Here is a 19928-nt window from a genome sequence, read left to right on the forward strand (position 1 = left end):
CGACTCTGTGTTGTGACCGTTAAGGATCGTTACCGCAATTGTGATGAATGCACTCCTATCTTTGGATATACGAGAAGGCCGACGCTTTCGAACCAAATAACGCCTATCGGCGTCCGCAAGCCTGGGGGGGCTGATATGACCATCGCAATCGCCGCGCACGACCCGGTCGAGAAAGACACGGCCTACGGGCATGACGATGTCATCTCTGCGGTCGCAAGAGTCAACGCCATTGCGTGTCGAGGGGACACCGTTCTCGTCGAATTTAAGCCGCGCTGGCGACCTACCGAAGAAGAGATCGTGCGCGCGGCGATCACGGTGATTTTGGTAGCCCTCGTGGCGGTGATCGGCGTCGCCGCGGGCGCGATCCTGACAATGGGTTAGCAGCGGTGCCGGTCAGGACGCGATGAACTCGAGCAGATCCGGGTTGAGGACGTCCGCGTGCGTGGTCAGCATGCCGTGTGGGTAGCCGGCATAGGTCTTCACGGTGCCGTTCTGCAGCAGCTCGACCGCTCGGGGCACCGCGCTGGCGAACGGAACGATCTGATCGTCATCGCCGTGCATCACCAGGACGGGGACAGTGATAGCCCGCAGATCCTCGGTGTAGTCCTGCAGCCAGGCAAACACCGTCTCATAGTGAGCGTGCGCGCTGCCCGACATGCCCTGTCGCCACCAGTTCGCGATGACCGCCTCGGACCGCTCCACCCCCGGTCGGTTGAATCCGTAGAACGGACCCTCCGGCACCGCGCGGAAGAACTCCGATCGGTTTCCCAAGACACCCGCCTGCACCGCGTCAAACCACTCCCGGGGTTGCCCGCCCGGATTGCTCTCGGTCTGCATCATGCTCGGTGTCGGGGAAGACACCAGCACCGCCTTGGCGACCCGCTCCTGGTGGCGCGCCACATAGCAGGCCACCTCGGCGCCGCCGGTGGAGTGTCCAACATGGACGGCCTCACGAAGGTCGAGCTGCTCGGCCAGCGCGGCCAGGTCGGCCACCCAGTGCTCCATGTCATTGCCGGTCCCGGTCTGCTCGGATCGGCCATGCCCGCGCCGGTCGTGAGCGACCACCCGATAGCCCCGGTGCAGCAAGAACATCATCTGCGCGTCCCAGTCGTCGGACGTCAGCGGCCAGCCATGACTGAAAACGATCGGCTGGCCCGAGCCCCAGTCTTTATAGAAGATCTCGACACCGTCCGACGTGGTGATGGTAGGCACACTCGTTCCTCTCGCAGTCGCCTCTCTCGCGGGCGCTCCCCGCGATCGAGTGACAGTCAACCGCAGACACGTTCTTCCTGCGAGCTCTCCCGCAAGTCGACGATGCGAGCTATGGCGCGTCTTCACGCTTGCGTTGCGACGATGACGACCTGGGCTAAGCACGAGGTGGTTATGCAGACGAGCGGGGGAAAGGCTTGGGCCGCAAGCGAAACCACATGGAGTAGCGGTGGTCAGGCAAGCAACAGCAATGATTCCTGTGTTGGAAACCGAGTACTTACCGGTAATGCTGCACATTCGATTCCGGAATATTCACCGGGGTAACTGCGAGGGCGGTGGAGCGGTTGGCAGACGGTAGGGCCGGCAACCGCTTTCGGAAGTCCGGCGGCGTGGGGTCACAATAGGCCGCTTTTCGATTGAACGCCGGGGGTTGGCCAGGTAAGCGATAACGGTCCAGCGGTCAGCATGTTCTGCGAAGATTGAGCGTCAACGCCGCTGGTCGGAGGGGAAGCGTTGTCGTTTCAGAGTCGCCGCTTGGGCTTCGGGCTATCTGTCGTCGCCGTCGCTGCGGCGGCGTTGAACGCGCTCGCCCCGTGGGGAGTGGCTATCGCGCAACGCGTGCAATTTGTCCTCGAAGCAACGCTGTGTGTCAGCGCATTACTCGTTGGGTTTGTCGTCGTGGGGCGAGTGGCAGGCCTCTCGAAGTGGTGGCGAGTAGCCCTGTTGGCGGCGATAGCCACATTCCTGACCGCCGAGTCTCTCTCGCAGCTAGGCGGTCCCGCCGACCGCGTCAGAACAGCCCCGGAGCCTGCCGTCGTCGGCTACTTCGTCGCAGGACTCTTGTTCGTCGTCGCGATGCTCCTGCTGGTGCGTGCCGGCCGTGACCACGACGTCCGCACCCCGGTGCGCACGTGGCCGGGGGTCATCACGACCGTTCTCGACGGACTAGTGAGCGCGCTCGCGTTCTTCCATTTGGTGTACGTCGCTCGACTGGGCGCCATGGGCGGCGCCGCGCTGCCGCGATCGACCAATACCGCTGTCGTGTGGGGGATTGCCGCTGTCGAGCTCATCACGGTGGTGGGCGCAGTCCTCCTTGCGATGTGGTACCCGCCGTACCGGCCGGGCCGGGCGAACTACATGCTTCTTGCGGCCGCGGTGATCACCCTCACGTCCTCTGACAGGCTGCTCGCGTATCTGCGGAGTGTCGGTATTACGACGCTGGATCTGTGGGTTGGCGTCGGATTCGTCCTAGCTCCGCTGTTGATCGCATGGAGCCTGCTCGTCCTGCCTCCGCGGCCCCGCCCTCACGACGACGAACAGCCAACCAACTGGGCACGGCTAACGCTGCCGTATGTGGGGTTCATGGGCAGCACTGCCCTACTCACGTTTCAAGTGCTGGTGGGACGGGGGATCGACCCGCTCTTCGCCGCCACCTACTTGGCGTTGGCGCTGCTTGTCGCGACCCGCTACGTGGTAGCCATGCGGGTGCAACGCATGCTGACCGAACAACTTGTCGCCGCGAAGCGCCGACTTGCCTATCAGGCCCACCACGACGCACTGACCGGCCTGCCGAATCGGTTGCTGTTGGCCGAACGGTTGGACGAAGCTATCCGCGACGGCCCGTTCGTGCTGATCTTCGTCGACATCGACGACTTCAAAGAGGTCAATGACCGTTTCGGGCATGCGGCCGGCGACGAGTTGCTGTGCGCGATCAGTGCGCGTCTGCAAGATTGCCTGGGCCAATCCGACACGCTGGCGCGGATCGGGGGAGACGAGTTCGCCATCCTCACTGCCGGTGCTGTCGACGCACCGGAGATGGTCGCCGACCAGCTCCGGGTGGCTCTTCGAAGTCCGTTCTCGGTGCACGGGACATCGGTGCGGGTGCGCGCGAGCATGGGCCTGGTCAGTCGCGGTTACCACGACGCTCCGCCGACCTCCGACGATCTGCTCCGGCAAGCCGACATCTCGATGTACACCGGGAAGCGGCTGGGCAAAGACACGGCCGTGGTGTACCGCCCGGCATTCAGTGCTTCGGAAGATTTCACGACAGCGCTGCGACAAGCGGATGACGCTGTCCCGCAGGGATTTCAGCTCAAGTACCAGCCAGTGGTCACCCTGCCAGACGGCACGCCGGTCGCGGTCGAGGCACTTGCGAGGTGGACGGCGCCGAGCGGGGTACAGATTCCTCCCGAAACCTTCGTCTCGCTTGCCGAAGCCAACGGAATGGGGGCGCAGCTCGATGCCCTGGTGCTCGATCAGGCCTGCGCGCAAATCCAAAGCGCGGGCCTCGATCTGAACCTTCACGTCAACATCGGCGCCGCGCGGCTCGGCAGCCGTGATTTCGAACGTGCCGTCAGCCGCACCCTCGCGCGGCATGGGTTGTCGCCGCATCGTCTCGTCCTGGAAATCACCGAGACCGTTCCCATCGTCGATCTCGCTGAAGGAGCGGCCGCCATCAGACGTTTGAACGAACTGGGCATCGCGGTGGCCCTGGACGATTTCGGCACGGGTTTCAACTCACTGACCTACCTGCACGAGCTACCCGTGCAAGTCGTCAAGCTCGACCGTGGCCTGGCGGCGGGCGTCCAACCGGGACGGAACCTCACGCTGTACCAGTCGGTCATCGGATTGTGCGAAGCACTGGGGCTCAAGGTGATCGCAGAAGGGATCGAAACCGCCGAGCAGGCGGAGACGGTCTTCATGGCCGGCTGCCGATTGGCGCAGGGCCACTTGTTTGGGGCGGCCTCCGCGCTGACCGATATCGCCTCGTCTTCCATGGGCAGGTGAGTCCGTTACGGCGGTTGCGCGGCACGTCACCGTTCGGCTGCCCAGAATTTTCGACGTGCGGCGTTGGACCTGATTCGGGAGAGTCGAACACACCGCGGGTGCGTTCTCGTGACGTTGAAGTCAGAGCTGAATCTGCCCGCCGTCCACAGTGAGCTCCGCACCGGTTAGGAAGCTGCTCTCATCCGAGGCCAAGAACAGCACCGCCGACGCGATCTCCTCGGGGCGTCCCAGCCGCTTCATCGGTACCTGAGCGGCCATGCCGTCGAGTAGATCCTGTTTCTGGTCAGCCGGCGCCAGGCCGGTAAGTCCGGGGGTTTCCACGGGGCCGGGGACGACGGTGTTGACCCGGATCTTGCGGTCGGCCAGTTCCGCGGCCCAAGTGCGGCCGAGGGACCGGATGGCCGCTTTGGATGCCGCGTAGAGACCGAACGCAGGTACGCCCTGGGAGGCCGCGGTAGATCCGGCGAGGACGATCGCCGCCCCCTCGTTGAGCAACGGCAGCGTCTTCTGCACGGTGAACACCGTGCCGGCAACGTTTCGGTCGAAGTTGTCTCGGTAGTGTTCCGGGGTCACATCGGCCAGTGCGGCGAAATCACCGCCGCCCGCGTTAGCGAAGACAACGTCAAGGCCTTTGCCATACGCTGATATTTCAGCGGCCAGGGTGTCTAGTTCTTCTGGCCTACTGACATCGCTCTGCACAGCGTGGACGCCGATCGACGCGGCTGCCTCGTCGAGGCGGGCGCGATCGCGGCCGGTGATGAAGACATAGGCGCCTTCCTCAGCGAGGCGCTTAGCAGTGGCCAGGCCTATACCCGAGGATCCACCAGTGACCAGTGCTGTTTTGCCGTCGAGCTGTCCCATGATCGTGGCTCCGTTCTTTGTGTGTCGATGCGCTACCTCGGGTAACCAAGGTGATACATCACCTATTCCGGCGGGTCCAACACCGTCCACAGCCGATGGATCCGTTCATCGGATATTTCGGCCACGTCGAAGCCCGATGCCACCACGGTATTACCGTCAGGGGCGCGTAGCTCCCATGCCAAAAAACCCAGCCCACGGGTCTGGCGGACCGCACCGGCCTTGATGAAGTGCAGGCCGCGCAGCTTTTCTTGCAGCTCGGCAGCCTTGGTGTTCAGTTCGTCATGGCCGGTGGCCACGCCTTCGTCGTCGATCCATTGCACGTTGTCCGCGTAGGTGGTCGCGATCGCCTCGGTTCGCCGCTGTGGGTCGCGCTCATTGAACACGGCCAGCAGGTTGGCTTCCATCAGGCGGGTGATGATCTCGCTCACGTGGCACTCCGGTAATAGGTGATGTTTCACCTAACTTAGCACGCACTACCTCATCGCGGGTGGCAGCGAGCTGTTGTGATCGAGGTTAACGTGAATGTGCTCCAGTGCAGCGGTCAGCGGTGCGAGCAGGTTCTCCGGCAGAGGATCGAAAAACAGGGTGCGTACCAGGTTTACATGGCCGGGAGCGGCCTCGACTAGAGCCTGCCGCCCCCTCGGGGTGAGTACAACATGGGTGGTGCGGCCGTCCTCGGCGCTGGGGCGCCGTTCGGTGAGGCCGCGATCCTCCATGCGCCGCAATTGATGTGACAACCTGCTGCGTTCCCATCCGATCTGGGCTGCGAGATCGCTGACGCGCATAGCCTCTTCGCGGTCACCGCTGAGTGCGACCAGCACGTCGTAGTCGGCCAGCGATAACCCGGATTCGGCCTGCAGTTGGCGGTTCATCTCGTAGTTCATCCGTAGCTGCACGCGCATGTAGGCCACCCAGGCGCGCTGCTGCCTCGGGGTCAGCCACTTCGGCTTAAGTGATACATCCCGCACTCGTCTTGGCGTCACATTGTCAGTATGACGGCCCAATGGGCTCGGCACGGGTGATCGGCGAAGGCGTCCCAGGCGCATCCGGCCATCACACGATGTTGTCGCCGGCCGGCGTTCTTGAGTGGACCGAACCACATGCGTAAACGATGGGGCGGGGGAGCGGTCGATGTTGCCTTACCAACCGGTGATTTTGGTGGCCCTTGTGGCGGTGATTGGCGTCGTTGCGGGCTCGATCTTCACAATGGGTTAGCAGCGGATAGGTCCGGAATCGGCCGTTGCGGGAGTTTCCCCAAACCGTGTCAGCAGTGGACTATCGTGTTGCTGAATGCTGCCGTCGGGAGGTTTCCATGGAAGGGACCCCGTTCGGCCGATACCGATTAGTCAATTTGCTCGGCCGAGGCGGCATGGGCGAGGTCTGGCGAGCCTATGACTCCGTCACCGATCGGATAGTCGCGCTGAAAGTACTCCCGGCGCACTTTGCTGCAGACAAGACGTTTCAACAGCGATTCCGTCGCGAGGCCCACTCAGCGGCACGGTTGAACAACCCTCACGTGGTGCCAATTCACACCTACGGCGAGATCGACGGGCGGCTATTCGTCGACATGCGCCTGATCGAAGGGCGCGACCTGGCAACCGTGCTGGCCTCCGGTTCAATGTCTCCGTCACGCGCGGTGCACATCGTCGAGCAGGTGGCACACGCCGTATATGCCGCGCACAAGATCGGATTGGTGCATCGGGATATCAAGCCCTCCAACATCTTGCTCGATGAAAACGACTTTGCGTATTTGATCGATTTCGGGATCGCGCGCGTCCTCGGCGAGACCGGTCTGACTGGTACGGATGCGGTGGTCGGCACGCTGCGTTACATGGCACCCGAGCGCTTCAAAGTCGGTGAGGCCGATGCACGCTCGGACATCTACGCGCTTGCTTGCGTGCTCTACGAATGCTTGACGGGAGGCGCCCCATTTCCGGGTGACAGCATCGAGCAACAAGTGGCAGGGCATCTGTCGGCGCCGCCGCCGCGCCCTTCTGACTCCGGCGCACCGCCGGCATTCGATGCGGTCATCGCGACTGGCATGGCCAAAGACCCTGCGCAGCGCTACGCCACCCCGGTCGATATGGCACGAGCCGCGCGCGATGCGATCACGGTGCCGCTACGCCTACCGGACCCGAATGCGCAGTCACCCACCGCCACTGCCCCCATTCAAGTGGCCTCATGGCCGAGTGAGCCAACACACCAAGCGCAGAAACCATTGCACCGCGATCCGCGGCAGGAGATAGCGGAGAACCGCAAGCGCGCCAAGCGATCTTGGGTGGTCGCCGCCGCGGTTATTGGATTGGTCGTGGCGTTGGGGGGCACGAGCCTATACCTTCTGCGCCCCCACACATCAACGGCTGGATCTACGCAGACGACGGGATCTGCGACGGCGGCCCCGCTGTCGGCGCCGAGCGGGGGAGGCACGACCAGTTCAGGGGTCACCGCAGTGCCGAGTGGTCCACCGACGATCGCCACCTCAGTACGGGTAGGCAATGGCGCCTTCGGCGTCGCAGTCGACTCCGCCGGACACACCGCCTATGTCGCGAACACCGGTTCCAACTCCGTGTCGCTGGTCGATACCGGCAGCCGTACGGTCACAACCACCATCGCTGTAGGACGCCACCCGGTGGGTGTTGCCGTTGACCCATCGACCCGGACCGTTTACGTGACCAATTATGACGACTCCTCGGTGTCGGTCATCGACACCGCCAACGGCACGGTCATCGCCAGAATCACAGTCGGCAGCCATCCGGGTGGAGTAGTGGTCGACCCGGATGCCCGGATCGCCTACGTCACCAACGGTGATAGCGCATCGGTGTCGGTCATCGACGTGACAACGCATGCCGTGACCGCGACGGTGCCTACCGGAAAAGGTCCAAGCCGCGTAGCCATCGACCGGACCGCTCACCGCTTGTTTGTCACCACTGCCGATCCAACGGTGACGGTTGTCGATACCACGAACCGAACTGTCATCGGTTCCGTCGCACTTCGCGGCCGCCCGGCAGGCATCGCAATCGATACCGGATCGCACACCGCCTATATCGCAAGCGGCGACGATGCATCGGTGTCCTTCGTCGACACCAACAGTCTCAGCGTCATCGCCAGCGTCCCCGTAGGGCAACGCCCCGCGGGTGTGGCGGTGGACCCGCCGACGAACACCGCGTACGTGGCCAACTACAGCGGTGCGTCCGTGTCGGTGATCGACACCACCAAACGCATCGCCACCGGAATCCTTGCCGTCGGAAACAATCCGCTCGCCATCGCAGTCGACCCAACCACGCACTTCGCCTACGTCAGCAGCGACCTTAACCATGGCTCGTTGACAGTGATCGAACGCTGACGTCGGGGCGCTGACGGGTGGATTTCATCGCACACCGGTGGATCTTCACTCGGCGCTCTGGCTTGCCGTCTACGACCGCATTGTAAGTTCGTTCGGGCGGATCGCCTGCGCCGTCAAGTGATTCGGTTTGAAGTCCCGTCCGGGCGACGAGGACAGCCGCAACTCGACCCACCAGAGGAACTCGCGAGAGGAAGCCTATGAGAACGATCGCAAACCGCCACGCGGCAATCGCCGGCCTGGCCGCCGTCGCGCTAATCGCTGTGGGCTGCAGCAATGGCAAGAGCCTCGACGCGTCGGCACCGCCTCAGGTCGGGGTGAGCGCCACCTCCACGTCGAAAGCCCCGGCGCCGCCCACCGAGGTGAAGCTGATAGGGGAGCGCGACGTCGAGGTGACTCTGACCGGCCCGATCGCGGTCAAGTACTCGTCGGCAACCGAGGATCAGAAGAAGGCACTCGGCAAGCCGCTCACGGGTGACCGCAACGCGGGGACGCGGGACAGCGGCGTGGTGTTCCAGCAATTCCAGGGCGGCGCGATCACCGCTAGGAACGGCGCGGCCGGCACGCCCGCCTACATCATCGTGGGCAAGATCCGGGAGGCCTGGAATGTCCCACGCGGCCCGGACGGCACGCCGGCGGTCACCGGCACTAACGGTTCGGCAGGTCCGCTGGGCTTGCCCACCAGTGACGTGAACGCCGTCGGCGACCTGCAGGTGTCGACCTTCGAGCACGGCAAGATCGAGTACAACCCGGCGACCGGCCAGGTCGCGGTGACGGTAAACAACAAGGTCGTGCCATCCGGGCTCTAGCTCGAACGGGGGACAGCGCCCTCGCCGCTACCGCACATCGCCACTGGACGGATCGCATGGAGGTTTCCACTGGCCGCAATCGGGGGCCAGGACGTCGTTGACGTCGACTTCGAGCCCGCCGACCTCGGCCCGGGATTGGCCGACTCATCCCACAATCGCCCGCGCAGCGCGCTCGGCGATGAGCATCACCGGCGCGTTCGTGTTGCCGGAGATGATGGTGGGTATAGCCGACGCATCGACGACTCGAAGGCCGGCAACGCGGTACACGCGGCAGTCGGTGTCGAGCACCGTGGCAGCCGAATGCGGCCGCCCGCGAGCGTCAAAAGCTCCCATCGCGCAGGTACCCACCGGGTGGAAAATAGTCGTACCGAGTTCGCCGGCCGCCTTCTGCAGCGCTTCATCGCTCACCACCTGCGGCCCCGGAAGAAACTCCTGCGGGCGGTAGCGGGCGAGAGCCGGCGCCGCCATGATCTGCCGGGTCATCCGGAGGCCCCGCACGGCGATTTGACGATCGGCGTCAGTCGACAGGTAGTTGCAGAAGATTTTCGGATAGATGAGGGGATCTGCACTGGCCATCCGCACATGGCCTCGCGAGGTGGGTCGCAAATTACAGACCGAGGGAGTGATCGCTCCAAAGGGGTGCAGGGGTTCGCCGAACTTCGGCAACGACAAGGGCTGCACGTGCCACTCGAGATCGGCACTTCCCAGCGCGGGGTCGCTCTTGGCGAAAGCCCCCAGAGTAGAAGGCGGCATCGTCATGGGCCCTGACCGCAACAGCAGGTACTGAAGTCCCATGCCCGCACGAGTGATCCAGTTCCGGTACAGGGTGTTGACGGTCGGGGCGCCCCGGACCCGGTAGACCGTTCGAAGCTGGAGGTGATCCTGAAGGTTTTCGCCCACTCCTGGCAGGTCGACGTCCACCGGCACTTGATGCTGGGCGAGCAGGCCGGCTGGGCCGAGACCCGAGACCTGCATCAGATGCGGCGAGCCAATAGCCCCGGCGCTCAAGATCACCTCGCGATGGGCTCGGACGTCGACAATGTGGCCGGCTTTGAGCAACCGCACCCCGATGACGCGGCGCTGGGCCGTCGTCCACGCACCGCGACGCTGGTCCTCGTGGACCTGGTCGTCCATCAGAAGCCGCAACGCCTGAGTTTGCGTGTAGACCGTGAGATTCGGCCGGTGGGTGATGGGATGCAAGAAGGCATCGGCCATCGACCAGCGCCGGCCGCGCCGTTGGTTGACGTGAAAGTACGCACAGCCGGCGTTGTCGCCCTGGTTGAATTCATCGATCGGGGAGATGCCCACCTGGGCGGCGGCGGCTTGCCAGGCGTCCAGGATCTTCCAGCGCACCCGCGGTAACTCGACGCGGATCTCACCACCGGCGCCGTGCCAGTCGTCGGCTCCGCCGTAGTAGTTTTCCAATTCTCTGTAGATTGCCAGTGTCTCGCCGGGACTGTCCGGGCCACCCCAGAGCCAGCGCTCGTCACCGGTGGCCTGTGCCCAAAGCTCGTAGTCACTTGCCTGTCCGCGCATGTGGATCATCGCGTTGATCGAAGAGCAGCCGCCGATCACCCGGCCCCGCGCGTAGTGAATGCTGCGGCCGGCAAGGCCAGGGTCGGCCTCGGTCGTGAAGCACCAGTCGGTGCGAGGGTTGGCGATCGTATACAGATAGCCCACCGGCACCTTGATCCAGAACCAGTCGTCTTGCCCGCCGGCCTCGATCAAGAGGACACGGCGATCAGGGTTGGCGCTGAGCCGATTGGCGAGCAGGCAGCCTGCGCTGCCTGCTCCCACGATGATGAAGTCGAATTCGGGGTCCGGGCTCATTCCGGTATCGGTCCTCCACAGCTTTGGATGCGAGTCCTAGTGTGCCCGATGACCACCAGATCTCGTCGAGGAATGATTGGCCTTGGTCGATAAGCGAGAACCGTTGAGCGGCAGGGCAGTACACAGTAGCCTCGCTGGTAGACCCGATTCGTGCATATTCCTCCGGCGCCGCCGGACGGCGCCGGGCTGCGTGCTCTAGTGGTGGATCACGGGCCCCGGAATTGGCCTTATCTGCTCGACCAGAATGTCTGCGTGACCGGCGTGGCGGGCGATCTCTGCGATGAGACCGAGGTAGACGAAGCGCAGGTTCACTGCACCGACGAGGCTGTGGTCAGCGGTGTCGTCAAGGTCTTGGCGGGCGGCGATGTCATCGGAGATCGCGCATGCAGCTTGGTATTCAGCCACAACTTCGCGCAGAGTTTCGCCATCGCCGACGTAGAAGCTCGCGTCACCCCCGACGGCTTGGCCCGTGCAGTCGTCAACGTGCCAGCCAGCCAGGGTGCGTTGAAACCAAATCCGTTCCGCTGCAGCGCAATGCTTCACCAATGAGAGCGGTGTCGTTAGCGACGGCACCCAGCGCATGCGGGCCTCGGCGTCGGACAGACCGCCGACCGCGGCCACGCGCTGTGAGCGATGGAGTTGCAAGGTGTCCTGCAGCAGTTGCCTTTCGGAGCCGGTGAATGGGCGGCCTGGAGTCAATGCGGCGGTCGTCCGTCCTTCTTTCGAGTGATGTCTCGGTCCGGATAAACCGGAACTAGGGGTGGGGTCGGCGGGCTGCGCTCGACGATCCGCAAAGGGGCAATCGGGTATACGACAAGCGTGGCGACAGAGCCACGACGAAAGGTCGGCGACGATCGCGCGTCAGAGTCTGGCGACGTCTACTCGTCGGGGGGAGGCAGATCGCTACGGCGCGCAAATGCATCCCGAATTATCGGAATGAGTCCGCGACGCGAACTCGAATGATACACAGGGAACTTACAACTGCGGAGCAGCTCACCGATCCCGGACGTTTACGGGATAGCGCTCGCTAGCTCCCTAGCGCCCGCCGCGAGAGGAACAACACCAGCAGGATGATCAGCACCCAATTGCTGACCGCGTGCGCGGCCGCGGACCTGGCGACCGCAAGTCGTCTCACCTGATCAACACGGTCACGGCTGGCTGATATCTGATCTCCAAGGTTGTCGGCCCATTCGTCGCGTCGCCGCTCATTCTCCATACGCACGCGTTCACGTTCTCCTAGCACTTTCGCCCACGCTTCGGGGTCCTCATCCCTATTGGCGGGCAACGCAGGGTAGGGCAGACGTTCATACTGGGGTACTTCTCGCGCCGTCTCCAGCTCTGGGCCAAGTGCCGCAACGGCACGCAAGTACACCATCAGGAAATACAGTCCGCTAATGGTCAGCGCCAAGCAAGCCGCGATCGGAATTCCCGCCCAAAAATGGGTCATCCCAAAGGCGACTTGCCTCGTCACTTTTCGGCGAAGACCTTGCCGTTCGGCCCGATCGCGAAACGCCAACTCTTCGGCATGGGCTAACCACGGAACCACAGCGGCCGCCAGAATCGGCACCGCAAGCCCCACCATTTTCCAGATAAACCCGCTCTGCCCCGTCTGTGCGAGGGTAACGTTGCCGCTATTGCCCAGCATCCGCCACCAACCCCAACCAAGTAGCGGAAATACGTTCACGAGCGCGACGTAGACAGCAATCACCACGGTGAGCTGGCCAACGGCCGCCGGGACCATCCACCAGCGGATCGCCATAACTGTGCGGCGATAATCCTGGCGGAGACGTTCGTGACGAACCACGCTTTGAAGCGACCACACCAGACTCACGCCAATGAATACCACAACGGCGGCAGTCAGGATGGTCGCCAATCTTCCGTGTATCACGCCCCTCATCTTGACAAATTGCGACCGACAACGTTATCCACCACCCCTGCGCGGCAACTGAAATCGGCGGGACGAGCGTTGGCCGGCAAGGGGACCGCGATGATTCGTCAGATGCAATATGCAGTACTCCGCTGGTAACCCGCCATATTCGTTCCGCCGTATTCTTCCGGTAGGAATCGCCCGTCTCCCGCTGGGCGGTGGGGGACGCCCCTTGTCCGCATGGGCGGGCCGTCGCCCGACGTGATTTTGACGGTGCTTGCAATTATCGTGCCCTCGGGAGCCGCGACCAGCGCGCAGCTTGGCGCCGCCATCACGTTCGTCATCGGAATGCTTGCGGTTGTCGAGATCATTCTTGTGAGCTATCTGATCACGCCGGTGAAAACCAAGGCGGTGCTCGGACTGTTGCATGACTGGGCCGTCAGTCAACGTCGGAAGCTCCTGGTGGCTACCTTCGCATGATTGGGATCATGCTGGTGGCGACGGGGGTGGGCGCCACCTGACCGACAACGAAGGTCAGGAATCCCGTGTATCCGTTATGCTGCCGATAATCCGGCACTCGGTGCGCAGTTCACTTGCAAATAAGCTTGGCAGAGGACGGCTTTCAGCCTTGGTCAGATTTAAGTCCGCCAGTGGAGCTACAGCTGCGATCGTGCTTCTCGTCGCCAGCACCCCGACCTCGGCCTGCGGCCATCGGCCCTCACCCAACACGACCGCTTCCATCAGCTCAAGCTCGACGCCCCCCGCGGCTGCGGCCGCGCAGAGCGACGCATTGACGTTGGCCGGCAGACCTTTCCCGCTGCACGACGTCCAATGCCGCAAGATGGGTGGCGCGGTGCTCGTCACGGCAAGAACGCAATCCGATGAGAGTGTCATCGTCGACGCCGCGGGCGGCAAGGTCGAAACTCTCGACTTCACCGCCGACGGTATCGCCTACTTGTGGGAGCCGACATCGACCGGGGGAGCTCCGGTCCCAACGCTGACGCAAGACGGTGACAAGTACACGGTGGCTGGCAGGATCAAACAACTTCACGACTACACCAAGCTCAGTGATTTCACGTTCAGAGCGACCTGCCCGCATTGAGCGTTTTCGACCATGCGTGACGAAGAACTTGATACTAAACCACATTACTGGGGTTCGAATTTATGGGTGATGTGTGGTGTCACCCGCCTGGTGTTAGCACGCATGGAAGATGTTGCGGACGACGAGCGCCGCGATGGCAAAGGTTCCGCGCTCGGCTCACTGAAATTCCCGTTCGATGGCGAAGGTGTCGGTTGAGTCGGCGTGCATTCGGGTGATGGCGGCAGACTCCTCGCGCAGCAACCGCGCGGACGCAATGTCTAGCCCCATCCAGGCCGCCGCAACGGCGATCGTTAAGGCGCCGTGAACCCGCGCTTTGGCCATATTTATCCGAATCGGGCAGGCGGGGGCACTTCGAGTGCGGCCTTGATTCATCTAGTAATGGCGCCCCCCCTTTTACCCGACATAATGTCGCTTATCGGCACAAACCGATATCCGGTGACCGTCGATTGAAACATGACAATCCCTGGAACCACAGCGTTTGTCCCCTGATGGCACCGCAGGCATGTCCTGGCAACCCCTGACGGACGGTCGGTCGATCGCCACTCGAGGAACCGGTCATCGGGTTGGCCAGTCGCGCATGCAACGGGGTCGTCGCCTTACCTCTTCCGCCTTCCCGGCGGGACGCGTACTAATACGTCACGGTGACGAATCGCAATGGGCACCACGCCGTTTCCGAATCTCAGCCTGGCAAGGCCACGGGCCATCGCTCAGCATTTCCGTAGCGTCGAGCTTCACGATCCAATCCCCCCGCCGTCACGGCAATGACTCGGGTGCCGGCCGCCCAATAACCGACCCCAGCCCCTGGCCCATCCCATCCCCACCTCCCCGCCCATCGCCGGCAATACGTCACTGTGACGAATCACTGTGCGGCGCAGGGCTATTGGGACATCGCGCTGACCGGCGAGTTCACCACCGCTTGGGTCGCGTGCGGCGATGCGTGTCGGTCGACCAGAGATGGCCGCAGTCCGAGCACTGCAGGTGCACCAGCGTGCCCTTGTTGCTGAGGAGATATTGCCAGTGCGTATCGCAATTGCGACTACTTCGGCAATCACCGCATTTCGCGCGGTGATCGCAGTGCGGGCAAGGCAACCATGCGCGGCGGGCACGGTCGGCGGTCGGATCAATCGGTAGCACGAGCAGTCGTCCGTTCGGGCAGCACGCCGGCGCGGACCAACTCGTCGTATACCCGTTGCTGCTCCTCGTCGAGGTTCGAGTACAGCATTTCGTAGGCCCGCCGTTCCTCGCTAAGCACGGCAATGGGGTCCCAATCGTCACCCATCGCTTCGAACATTGCGCTGCGCCTACGCGCCTCGTCGAACGTCAGGTCATAAGCAAAGTCGAGGTCGGCCATCGCGCTCCCAGCCATTAGATACGCAAACGAACGGCCAGAATGACCCGATTGACCGTGCTCGGGCTATGACCTACGTCACCCTCGCCGGTTGATGTTCGTCACACTCGGTGCCGACAAAGCCGACCCCGATCGATGACCGAGGGCCGACAAAGGGAACGACAGGGTTGTCCGGCCGTCGCACGCCCAAACCGTCCCGCGGATCCCCTTCCGTCTTCCCCGCCCATCGCCGACAATACGTCACTGTGACGAATCACTGTGCGGCGCAGGATGATTGACGGCGCATCATCGAATGATTGCTCGGCCCCGTGTCCCGCCGGATCGTTTCTCACGCACTCGCGTGCCGGTACCGCGCAAGCCGCCGCAGCGCCTGCGCCGACGCGCACCCCGACATAGGCTGTAGTGCGCTGTCGAGTCGGGCCCGGACGGCGTCGATGTCGAGATCCATCCCGATCGCCACCAGACAATTGGCCGCGGCTCCGCGAGGCGCCTCCCCGAGGTGGATTCCGCTACCCACCAGGTTGACGACATAGTCGTGGATGGTCGTGCGGTGCCGCACTGCCACAACGCCTTTCAGCCTGAACACCTGCGCCGGTGGATCTTCGAGAAGGTCGAGCAGGGCGTCAGGGTCGACGCAACCAGTGCGACTGACGGTGACGGCATCGGCATGGACATGGTCGTGCTCGTGCTCGTGCTCGCGGACCAGATCCAAAAACGAGAGCTGCCCAACCGGCCCGGCTGTGGCGGACGCGTCGAAGAGTAGCTGAGGATCTATTCGGCCACCCGTCGTGCCTACGACATGTATGCGCGGGTTACGTTGCGCCGCCCGTTGAGTGACGCGTTGCACCACCGCCGACCGCTCCGTCTCCGGCACGAGGTCAAGCTTGTTGACGACAATCAGCGACACCGCACCGTAGCGCACCGGCGGCAGACTGCCGCAGTCGACGGTGTTGAAGTGGTTTACTGCGTCGACGACGTCGACAAGCCCGCCCACTCGGACCCCGCGGATCTCGCTGAAGCCGATGAGCCGCGCGATTGCTACCGGGTCGGCCAGACCGCTGGCCTCGACGAGGATGGCATCGAGGCGCCGAGCCGGGTCGGCGAGCTTGACGAGCGCGTCGTCGAGCCCACGACCGTCGGGCAGACAACAGATGCATCCTCCGGCGATCGAGGCCGGCTCGTCGACCTGGCCGGCCACCAGACCTGCATCGATGTTGATATCGCCGAAGTCGTTGACCACCACACCGATTCGAGTGCCAGGATGGCGTAGCAGGTGGTTGAGCAACGTCGTCTTGCCGGCTCCGAGATGACCAGTGAGCGCGATGACGGGTATCGCAGCAGCCAAGCCTCACCCTCCACATCAACATCCGGACATCCGATGCTAACCGGCGCAACATGCACGGTCTGTCGCCTGGGCTTCGGCGCCGGATAGCCCCTGCCCCGGCCCGCGGCCCATACTTTCGCCACTGTTGCGGAATATGTGGTCGCGCAACCGGATGCGCCCGATCAGTCCCCGGGCGCCGACCAGTGCACCACCTTCATGGCGGTCATCTCGTCGAGCAGTTCGGGCCCGAAGCCGAAGCCCGTGCCGCTGGCACGGCGCGGCTCGGAGGCTCCGCCGGGCGCACCGCCGAAGACGGAGTTGACCTTCACCGTGCCCACCGGAAGGCTGCGCCACGCCTCCTGGGCATGCGCCATGCTCCCGGTGAGCACCGTGGCGGCCAGGCCGTAGCGATCATTGGCGGCTTCGGCCAGCGCCGCTGCGAAGTCCGGCACCACCCGCACCGGTGCGATCGGACCGAACGTTTCTTCGCGCATGACCAGCATTTCGGCTGTGCAGTCACTCAAGACCGTCGGCGGGTAGAACGAGCCCGGCCCGGGCTGCGGCTCGCCACCGACCAGGACGTGGGCCCCGGCGCGGGTGGCGTCTTCGACATGCGCGTGGACGTGTTCACGATGACGCTCGTCGACCAGCGGCCCGATGCGGTCCGCCCACGAGATCGCCTCGTCGATCAGTGCGTTGAGAAAAGCATCGGCGATCGATTGCACGACGTAGACCCGCTCGACCGAGACGCAGATCTGTCCGGCGTTCGCGAAGGCGCCCAGCGCGGCCTGGCCGGCCGCCCAGGCCGGGTCCACGTCGGCGTCGACGATCAACGCGTCGTTTCCGCCATTCTCCAGCAGCGCCTTGGCGCCCCGTTCGGCACAGGCGCGCGCGATCTCCCGGCCGGTCGCACTGCTGCCCACGTGCGCGACGACGTCGACCAACTCCGCAGCCGCCAAGCGTTCCCCGACGGTCCCGTCGCCGTCCACAATCTCGAGTACGCCATCGGGCAGCCGGGCAGCCAGCTGTTCGGCGAAGCGCCGGCCTGTTTGCGGTGAGCGCTCGCTGGGCTTATGTACCACGGTGTTTCCAGCCACGAGGGCCGCGCCAAGCAGCCCGGCGGCCACGGCGACGGGATCGTTCCACGGCGTGATCACCGCGACCACGCCACGCGGTTGGGGAACCATCAGGTCCGTTGCGGACCATCCGCCTTGCAGAGCGTGACCGCGGTGGAGCGGCCCAAGCTGGGCGTACTGCAGCAGCGTGTCGATTCCGGCGTCCACGCCGCCGCGCGCGTCGCCGCGCAGCTTGCCGGTTTCCCGCTCGTTCAGTTCGGCGAGTTCATCGGCGGCGGCGCGGACGTCATCGGCGGCGGCCGCGATCGCGGCGGCCCGTTCAGCCGGCGGCGTGCGCGCCCACCCGCCGGCCGCCGCCGCGGCGCGCCTGATCGCCTCATCACAGTCGGCAGGCTCGGTGATCGGCACCTGCGTGACGGTGTCACCGGTGCGCGGATCCAGGACGCTGATGATTTTGGTAAGGGCTGAGGCCACGACAGCGGATACCCTGTACCCGGCCCGACCAATCGGGCGCCCCGAAGCGGCCCTGGCCAGCGGCTTGAAGCCGCCTCGCGACAGATTCCCGGTCCTGTATGGTCAGCGTGTTCGCCGGCGCAAGGGATAGAGGGTCTCGATGGCAGATAGCCTCCCCGACAAGACCTTTACCTCACGACAGGTGGTCGATCCCGGCCTGCGCAAGGTGGCCCGATTCCTGCCTCGCGGATACGCCCTGCACCGCGGTCTCAAGGTCCAGCGGACGATCATGAACCTCTTCAGTAGCACGGGGCGGCTGCGGGACGTACCGGTCGCCACGGTCGACGAGCACGTCACCGTACGCCTGCATCGTCCGATCAACGCTCCCCACCGTGCGCCGGCACTGCTCTGGGTCCATGGCGGCGGCACCATCATGGGCCACGCCGCCCAGGACGACAAATACCTGCGCAAGCTGTCGCGCCGGACGGGCGTAGCGATCGCGGCCGTGGAGCACCGCTTGGCACCCGAGCACCCGTACCCGATCCCGATTGAAGACTGCTACGCGGCGCTGCTGTGGCTCGCGCGCCAGCCGTGGGTGGATCCGGATCGGATCGCTGTCGGAGGGGCCAGCGCCGGCGGGCACTTCGCGGCGGCGCTGGCGCAACGGGCCCACGACCGCAACGACGTCAAACTCGCCTACCAGATGCTGGTTTATCCCATGCTGGATGATCGCACCGGCGTCAACGAGGCCGGCCAGCGGCGCATCATGTGGACGGCAACCGACAACCAAATGGCGTGGCGCTGGTACCTCAACGGCGCCGACCCCACACAGGCCGTCCCGGCTCGTCGAGACGATTTGTCCGGCCTGCCGCCGGCGTGGATCGGGGTCGGGACATTGGACCTCTTCTATGCGGAATGCCTGCAATACGCCCGGCGCCTGCGCGAGGCGGGTGTTCCCGTGCACGAAGAGATTGCCCCCGGCGCCTTTCACGCGTTCGACCAGATCGCGGACAAGGCGCCGGTGTCGGTGAACTTTTTCGCCAGTCAGTGCGACCACCTTCGCGGCGCCCTCGTCACACCTCGCGCCTAGCCGCGGTCGTCGACAGCTCCCCTGCATGACCGATATATCCCCCTTGTGCGGCAACGTGTTTCAACAGAAGGCGACGGGCCCACGGTTCGCCCCGCACGTCAGGCCAGCCCAGGAGGGAACGACGCCCGCCACGGGCCCGGAGGCGCGGGACCCGAAATTCGCCGCCCGTTTTGACTGCAAAGTGTGCAGAATGTGCAACTATGGAGGCCGTGGTCGCCAACCAGATGGGCCTGCGTGAGCGCCGACGCCGCCAAACCAGCGCGGACATCCGCGACGCCGCGGTGCGCCTGACGGTGGAACGCGGATACGACAAGGTCACCATCGACGAGATCTGCGCCGAAGCCGGAATATCGACCCGCACCTTCTTCAACTACTTCCCCAACAAAGAGTCCGCGATCGCCTACGGCCCCTCAGACATCCCCCCCGAACTAGTGGCGGATTTCGTCGCTGCAGGCCCGGCCCCCTATTCGGTCGTCCTGGCCGAACTGATCGCCCTGGCCGCGCACCACCTTCGCGACGTGCCTCCGCGGCGCGAACACGCGGCCCACATGCTGGAACTCGCTAAGACCTCGCCGGCAGTGTTGGCCGCATTCCTCGCCGATCTCGAGCGGTTCCAGAATCACCTGACCGATGTGGTCGCCCGCCGCCAGGGCATGCGCCCGGACGACGAGATCGTCGCGTTGATCGCCGCGCTGGCCCTGACCGCGGTGCGCTCGGGCATCGAGCGCTGGTCGAAGGGCGAGGAGGCCGGTGACGACGACACGCCGATGCCGCACGTCGAGCGTGCCGCCGCGCTGGTCAACAGCATCTTCAACGAGTGATTTGAAACACT

The 19928-nt window shown here is 64.3% G+C and carries 19 protein-coding genes and 1 pseudogene; 9 read left to right on the plus strand and 11 right to left on the minus strand.

Annotated elements, in window-relative coordinates; translation table 11 throughout:
- The first annotated feature begins 135 nt into the window (after positions 1–135).
- Positions 136–381 (plus strand): hypothetical protein, encoded by a 246-nt coding sequence (locus tag A5711_RS23810; protein ID WP_067950907.1) that lies wholly within the window; start codon positions 136–138, stop codon positions 379–381.
- Between the two features lie 12 nt (positions 382–393).
- On the opposite strand, the gene A5711_RS23815 is transcribed toward A5711_RS23810, so the two are convergent.
- Positions 394–1212 (minus strand): alpha/beta fold hydrolase, encoded by an 819-nt coding sequence (locus A5711_RS23815; RefSeq protein ID WP_067950908.1) that lies wholly within the window; start codon positions 1210–1212, stop codon positions 394–396.
- 531 nt (positions 1213–1743) lie between these two features.
- Between A5711_RS23815 and A5711_RS23820 the strand changes: the two genes are divergently transcribed.
- Complete coding sequence (locus tag A5711_RS23820; RefSeq protein ID WP_231987538.1) at positions 1744–3996, plus strand: bifunctional diguanylate cyclase/phosphodiesterase; 2253 nt, start codon at positions 1744–1746, stop codon at positions 3994–3996.
- A gap of 120 nt (positions 3997–4116) precedes the next feature.
- On the opposite strand, the gene A5711_RS23825 is transcribed toward A5711_RS23820, so the two are convergent.
- The 3 genes from A5711_RS23825 to A5711_RS23835 all read right to left on the minus strand — a co-directional run bounded on the left by A5711_RS23825 (position 4117) and on the right by A5711_RS23835 (position 5741).
- Positions 4117–4857 (minus strand): SDR family NAD(P)-dependent oxidoreductase, encoded by a 741-nt coding sequence (locus tag A5711_RS23825; RefSeq protein ID WP_067950910.1) that lies wholly within the window; start codon positions 4855–4857, stop codon positions 4117–4119.
- Between the two features lie 62 nt (positions 4858–4919).
- A complete protein-coding gene (locus A5711_RS23830; RefSeq protein ID WP_231986939.1) occupies positions 4920–5285 on the minus strand; it encodes a nuclear transport factor 2 family protein in 366 nt (121 codons plus the stop codon).
- Positions 5286–5330: 45 nt separating this feature from the next.
- A complete protein-coding gene (locus tag A5711_RS23835) occupies positions 5331–5741 on the minus strand; it encodes a MarR family winged helix-turn-helix transcriptional regulator (RefSeq protein ID WP_156673221.1) in 411 nt (136 codons plus the stop codon).
- Positions 5742–6127: 386 nt separating this feature from the next.
- On the opposite strand from A5711_RS23835, the gene A5711_RS23840 reads away from it, so the two are divergent.
- Both A5711_RS23840 and A5711_RS23845 read left to right on the plus strand, forming a co-directional pair.
- Complete coding sequence (locus A5711_RS23840; protein WP_156745042.1) at positions 6128–8200, plus strand: serine/threonine-protein kinase; 2073 nt, start codon at positions 6128–6130, stop codon at positions 8198–8200.
- Between the two features lie 197 nt (positions 8201–8397).
- Positions 8398–9006, plus strand: a complete 609-nt coding sequence (locus A5711_RS23845) for an LGFP repeat-containing protein (protein WP_067950913.1) — start codon at positions 8398–8400, stop codon at positions 9004–9006.
- Between the two features lie 27 nt (positions 9007–9033).
- Here A5711_RS23845 and A5711_RS28125 read toward each other — a convergent pair.
- The 4 genes and pseudogenes from A5711_RS28125 to A5711_RS23860 form a co-directional block, all read right to left on the minus strand.
- A pseudogene (locus A5711_RS28125) lies at positions 9034–9146 on the minus strand (twin-arginine translocation pathway); the annotation flags it as partial.
- A gap of 4 nt (positions 9147–9150) precedes the next feature.
- Positions 9151–10836 (minus strand): GMC family oxidoreductase, encoded by a 1686-nt coding sequence (locus A5711_RS23850; protein WP_067950914.1) that lies wholly within the window; start codon positions 10834–10836, stop codon positions 9151–9153.
- 195 nt (positions 10837–11031) lie between these two features.
- Positions 11032–11535, minus strand: a complete 504-nt coding sequence (locus A5711_RS23855) for a DinB family protein (RefSeq protein ID WP_067950915.1) — start codon at positions 11533–11535, stop codon at positions 11032–11034.
- A 328-nt stretch (positions 11536–11863) separates the two neighbouring features.
- The gene (locus A5711_RS23860) at positions 11864–12709 is read right to left on the minus strand and encodes a hypothetical protein (protein WP_156745043.1); all 846 of its coding nucleotides are present in this window, start codon (positions 12707–12709) and stop codon (positions 11864–11866) included.
- Between the two features lie 234 nt (positions 12710–12943).
- On the opposite strand from A5711_RS23860, the gene A5711_RS23865 reads away from it, so the two are divergent.
- The 3 genes from A5711_RS23865 to A5711_RS27055 all read left to right on the plus strand — a co-directional run bounded on the left by A5711_RS23865 (position 12944) and on the right by A5711_RS27055 (position 14000).
- Positions 12944–13183 carry a GAP family protein gene (locus tag A5711_RS23865; RefSeq protein WP_067950917.1) on the plus strand — a complete coding sequence of 80 codons (240 nt, stop codon included), beginning with the start codon at positions 12944–12946 and terminating at the stop codon, positions 13181–13183.
- A 190-nt stretch (positions 13184–13373) separates the two neighbouring features.
- Complete coding sequence (locus tag A5711_RS27370) at positions 13374–13805, plus strand: lipoprotein LpqH (protein ID WP_197520101.1); 432 nt, start codon at positions 13374–13376, stop codon at positions 13803–13805.
- A gap of 12 nt (positions 13806–13817) precedes the next feature.
- Entirely contained in the window at positions 13818–14000 is a 183-nt protein-coding gene (locus tag A5711_RS27055) for a hypothetical protein (RefSeq protein WP_156745044.1), read from the plus strand.
- A 925-nt stretch (positions 14001–14925) separates the two neighbouring features.
- Here the strand turns inward: A5711_RS27055 and A5711_RS23875 are convergent.
- From A5711_RS23875 to A5711_RS23885, 3 genes are all read right to left on the minus strand, one after another.
- A complete protein-coding gene (locus tag A5711_RS23875; RefSeq protein ID WP_231972047.1) occupies positions 14926–15156 on the minus strand; it encodes a DUF6400 family protein in 231 nt (76 codons plus the stop codon).
- A 325-nt stretch (positions 15157–15481) separates the two neighbouring features.
- Positions 15482–16498: a GTP-binding protein gene (locus A5711_RS23880; RefSeq protein ID WP_067950920.1), complete on the minus strand. Its 1017-nt coding sequence runs from the start codon at positions 16496–16498 to the stop codon at positions 15482–15484.
- Between the two features lie 161 nt (positions 16499–16659).
- Positions 16660–18003: an aldehyde dehydrogenase gene (locus A5711_RS23885; protein ID WP_067950937.1), complete on the minus strand. Its 1344-nt coding sequence runs from the start codon at positions 18001–18003 to the stop codon at positions 16660–16662.
- A gap of 163 nt (positions 18004–18166) precedes the next feature.
- On the opposite strand from A5711_RS23885, the gene A5711_RS23890 reads away from it, so the two are divergent.
- Both A5711_RS23890 and A5711_RS23895 read left to right on the plus strand, forming a co-directional pair.
- A complete protein-coding gene (locus A5711_RS23890) occupies positions 18167–19096 on the plus strand; it encodes an alpha/beta hydrolase (protein ID WP_067950921.1) in 930 nt (309 codons plus the stop codon).
- 200 nt (positions 19097–19296) lie between these two features.
- The gene (locus tag A5711_RS23895; RefSeq protein WP_067950922.1) at positions 19297–19917 is read left to right on the plus strand and encodes a TetR/AcrR family transcriptional regulator; all 621 of its coding nucleotides are present in this window, start codon (positions 19297–19299) and stop codon (positions 19915–19917) included.
- The last annotated feature ends 11 nt before the right edge of the window (positions 19918–19928 follow it).

It is taken from the genome of Mycobacterium sp. E2238 (assembly GCF_001672665.1).
Classification (GTDB): Bacteria; Actinomycetota; Actinomycetes; order Mycobacteriales; family Mycobacteriaceae; genus Mycobacterium.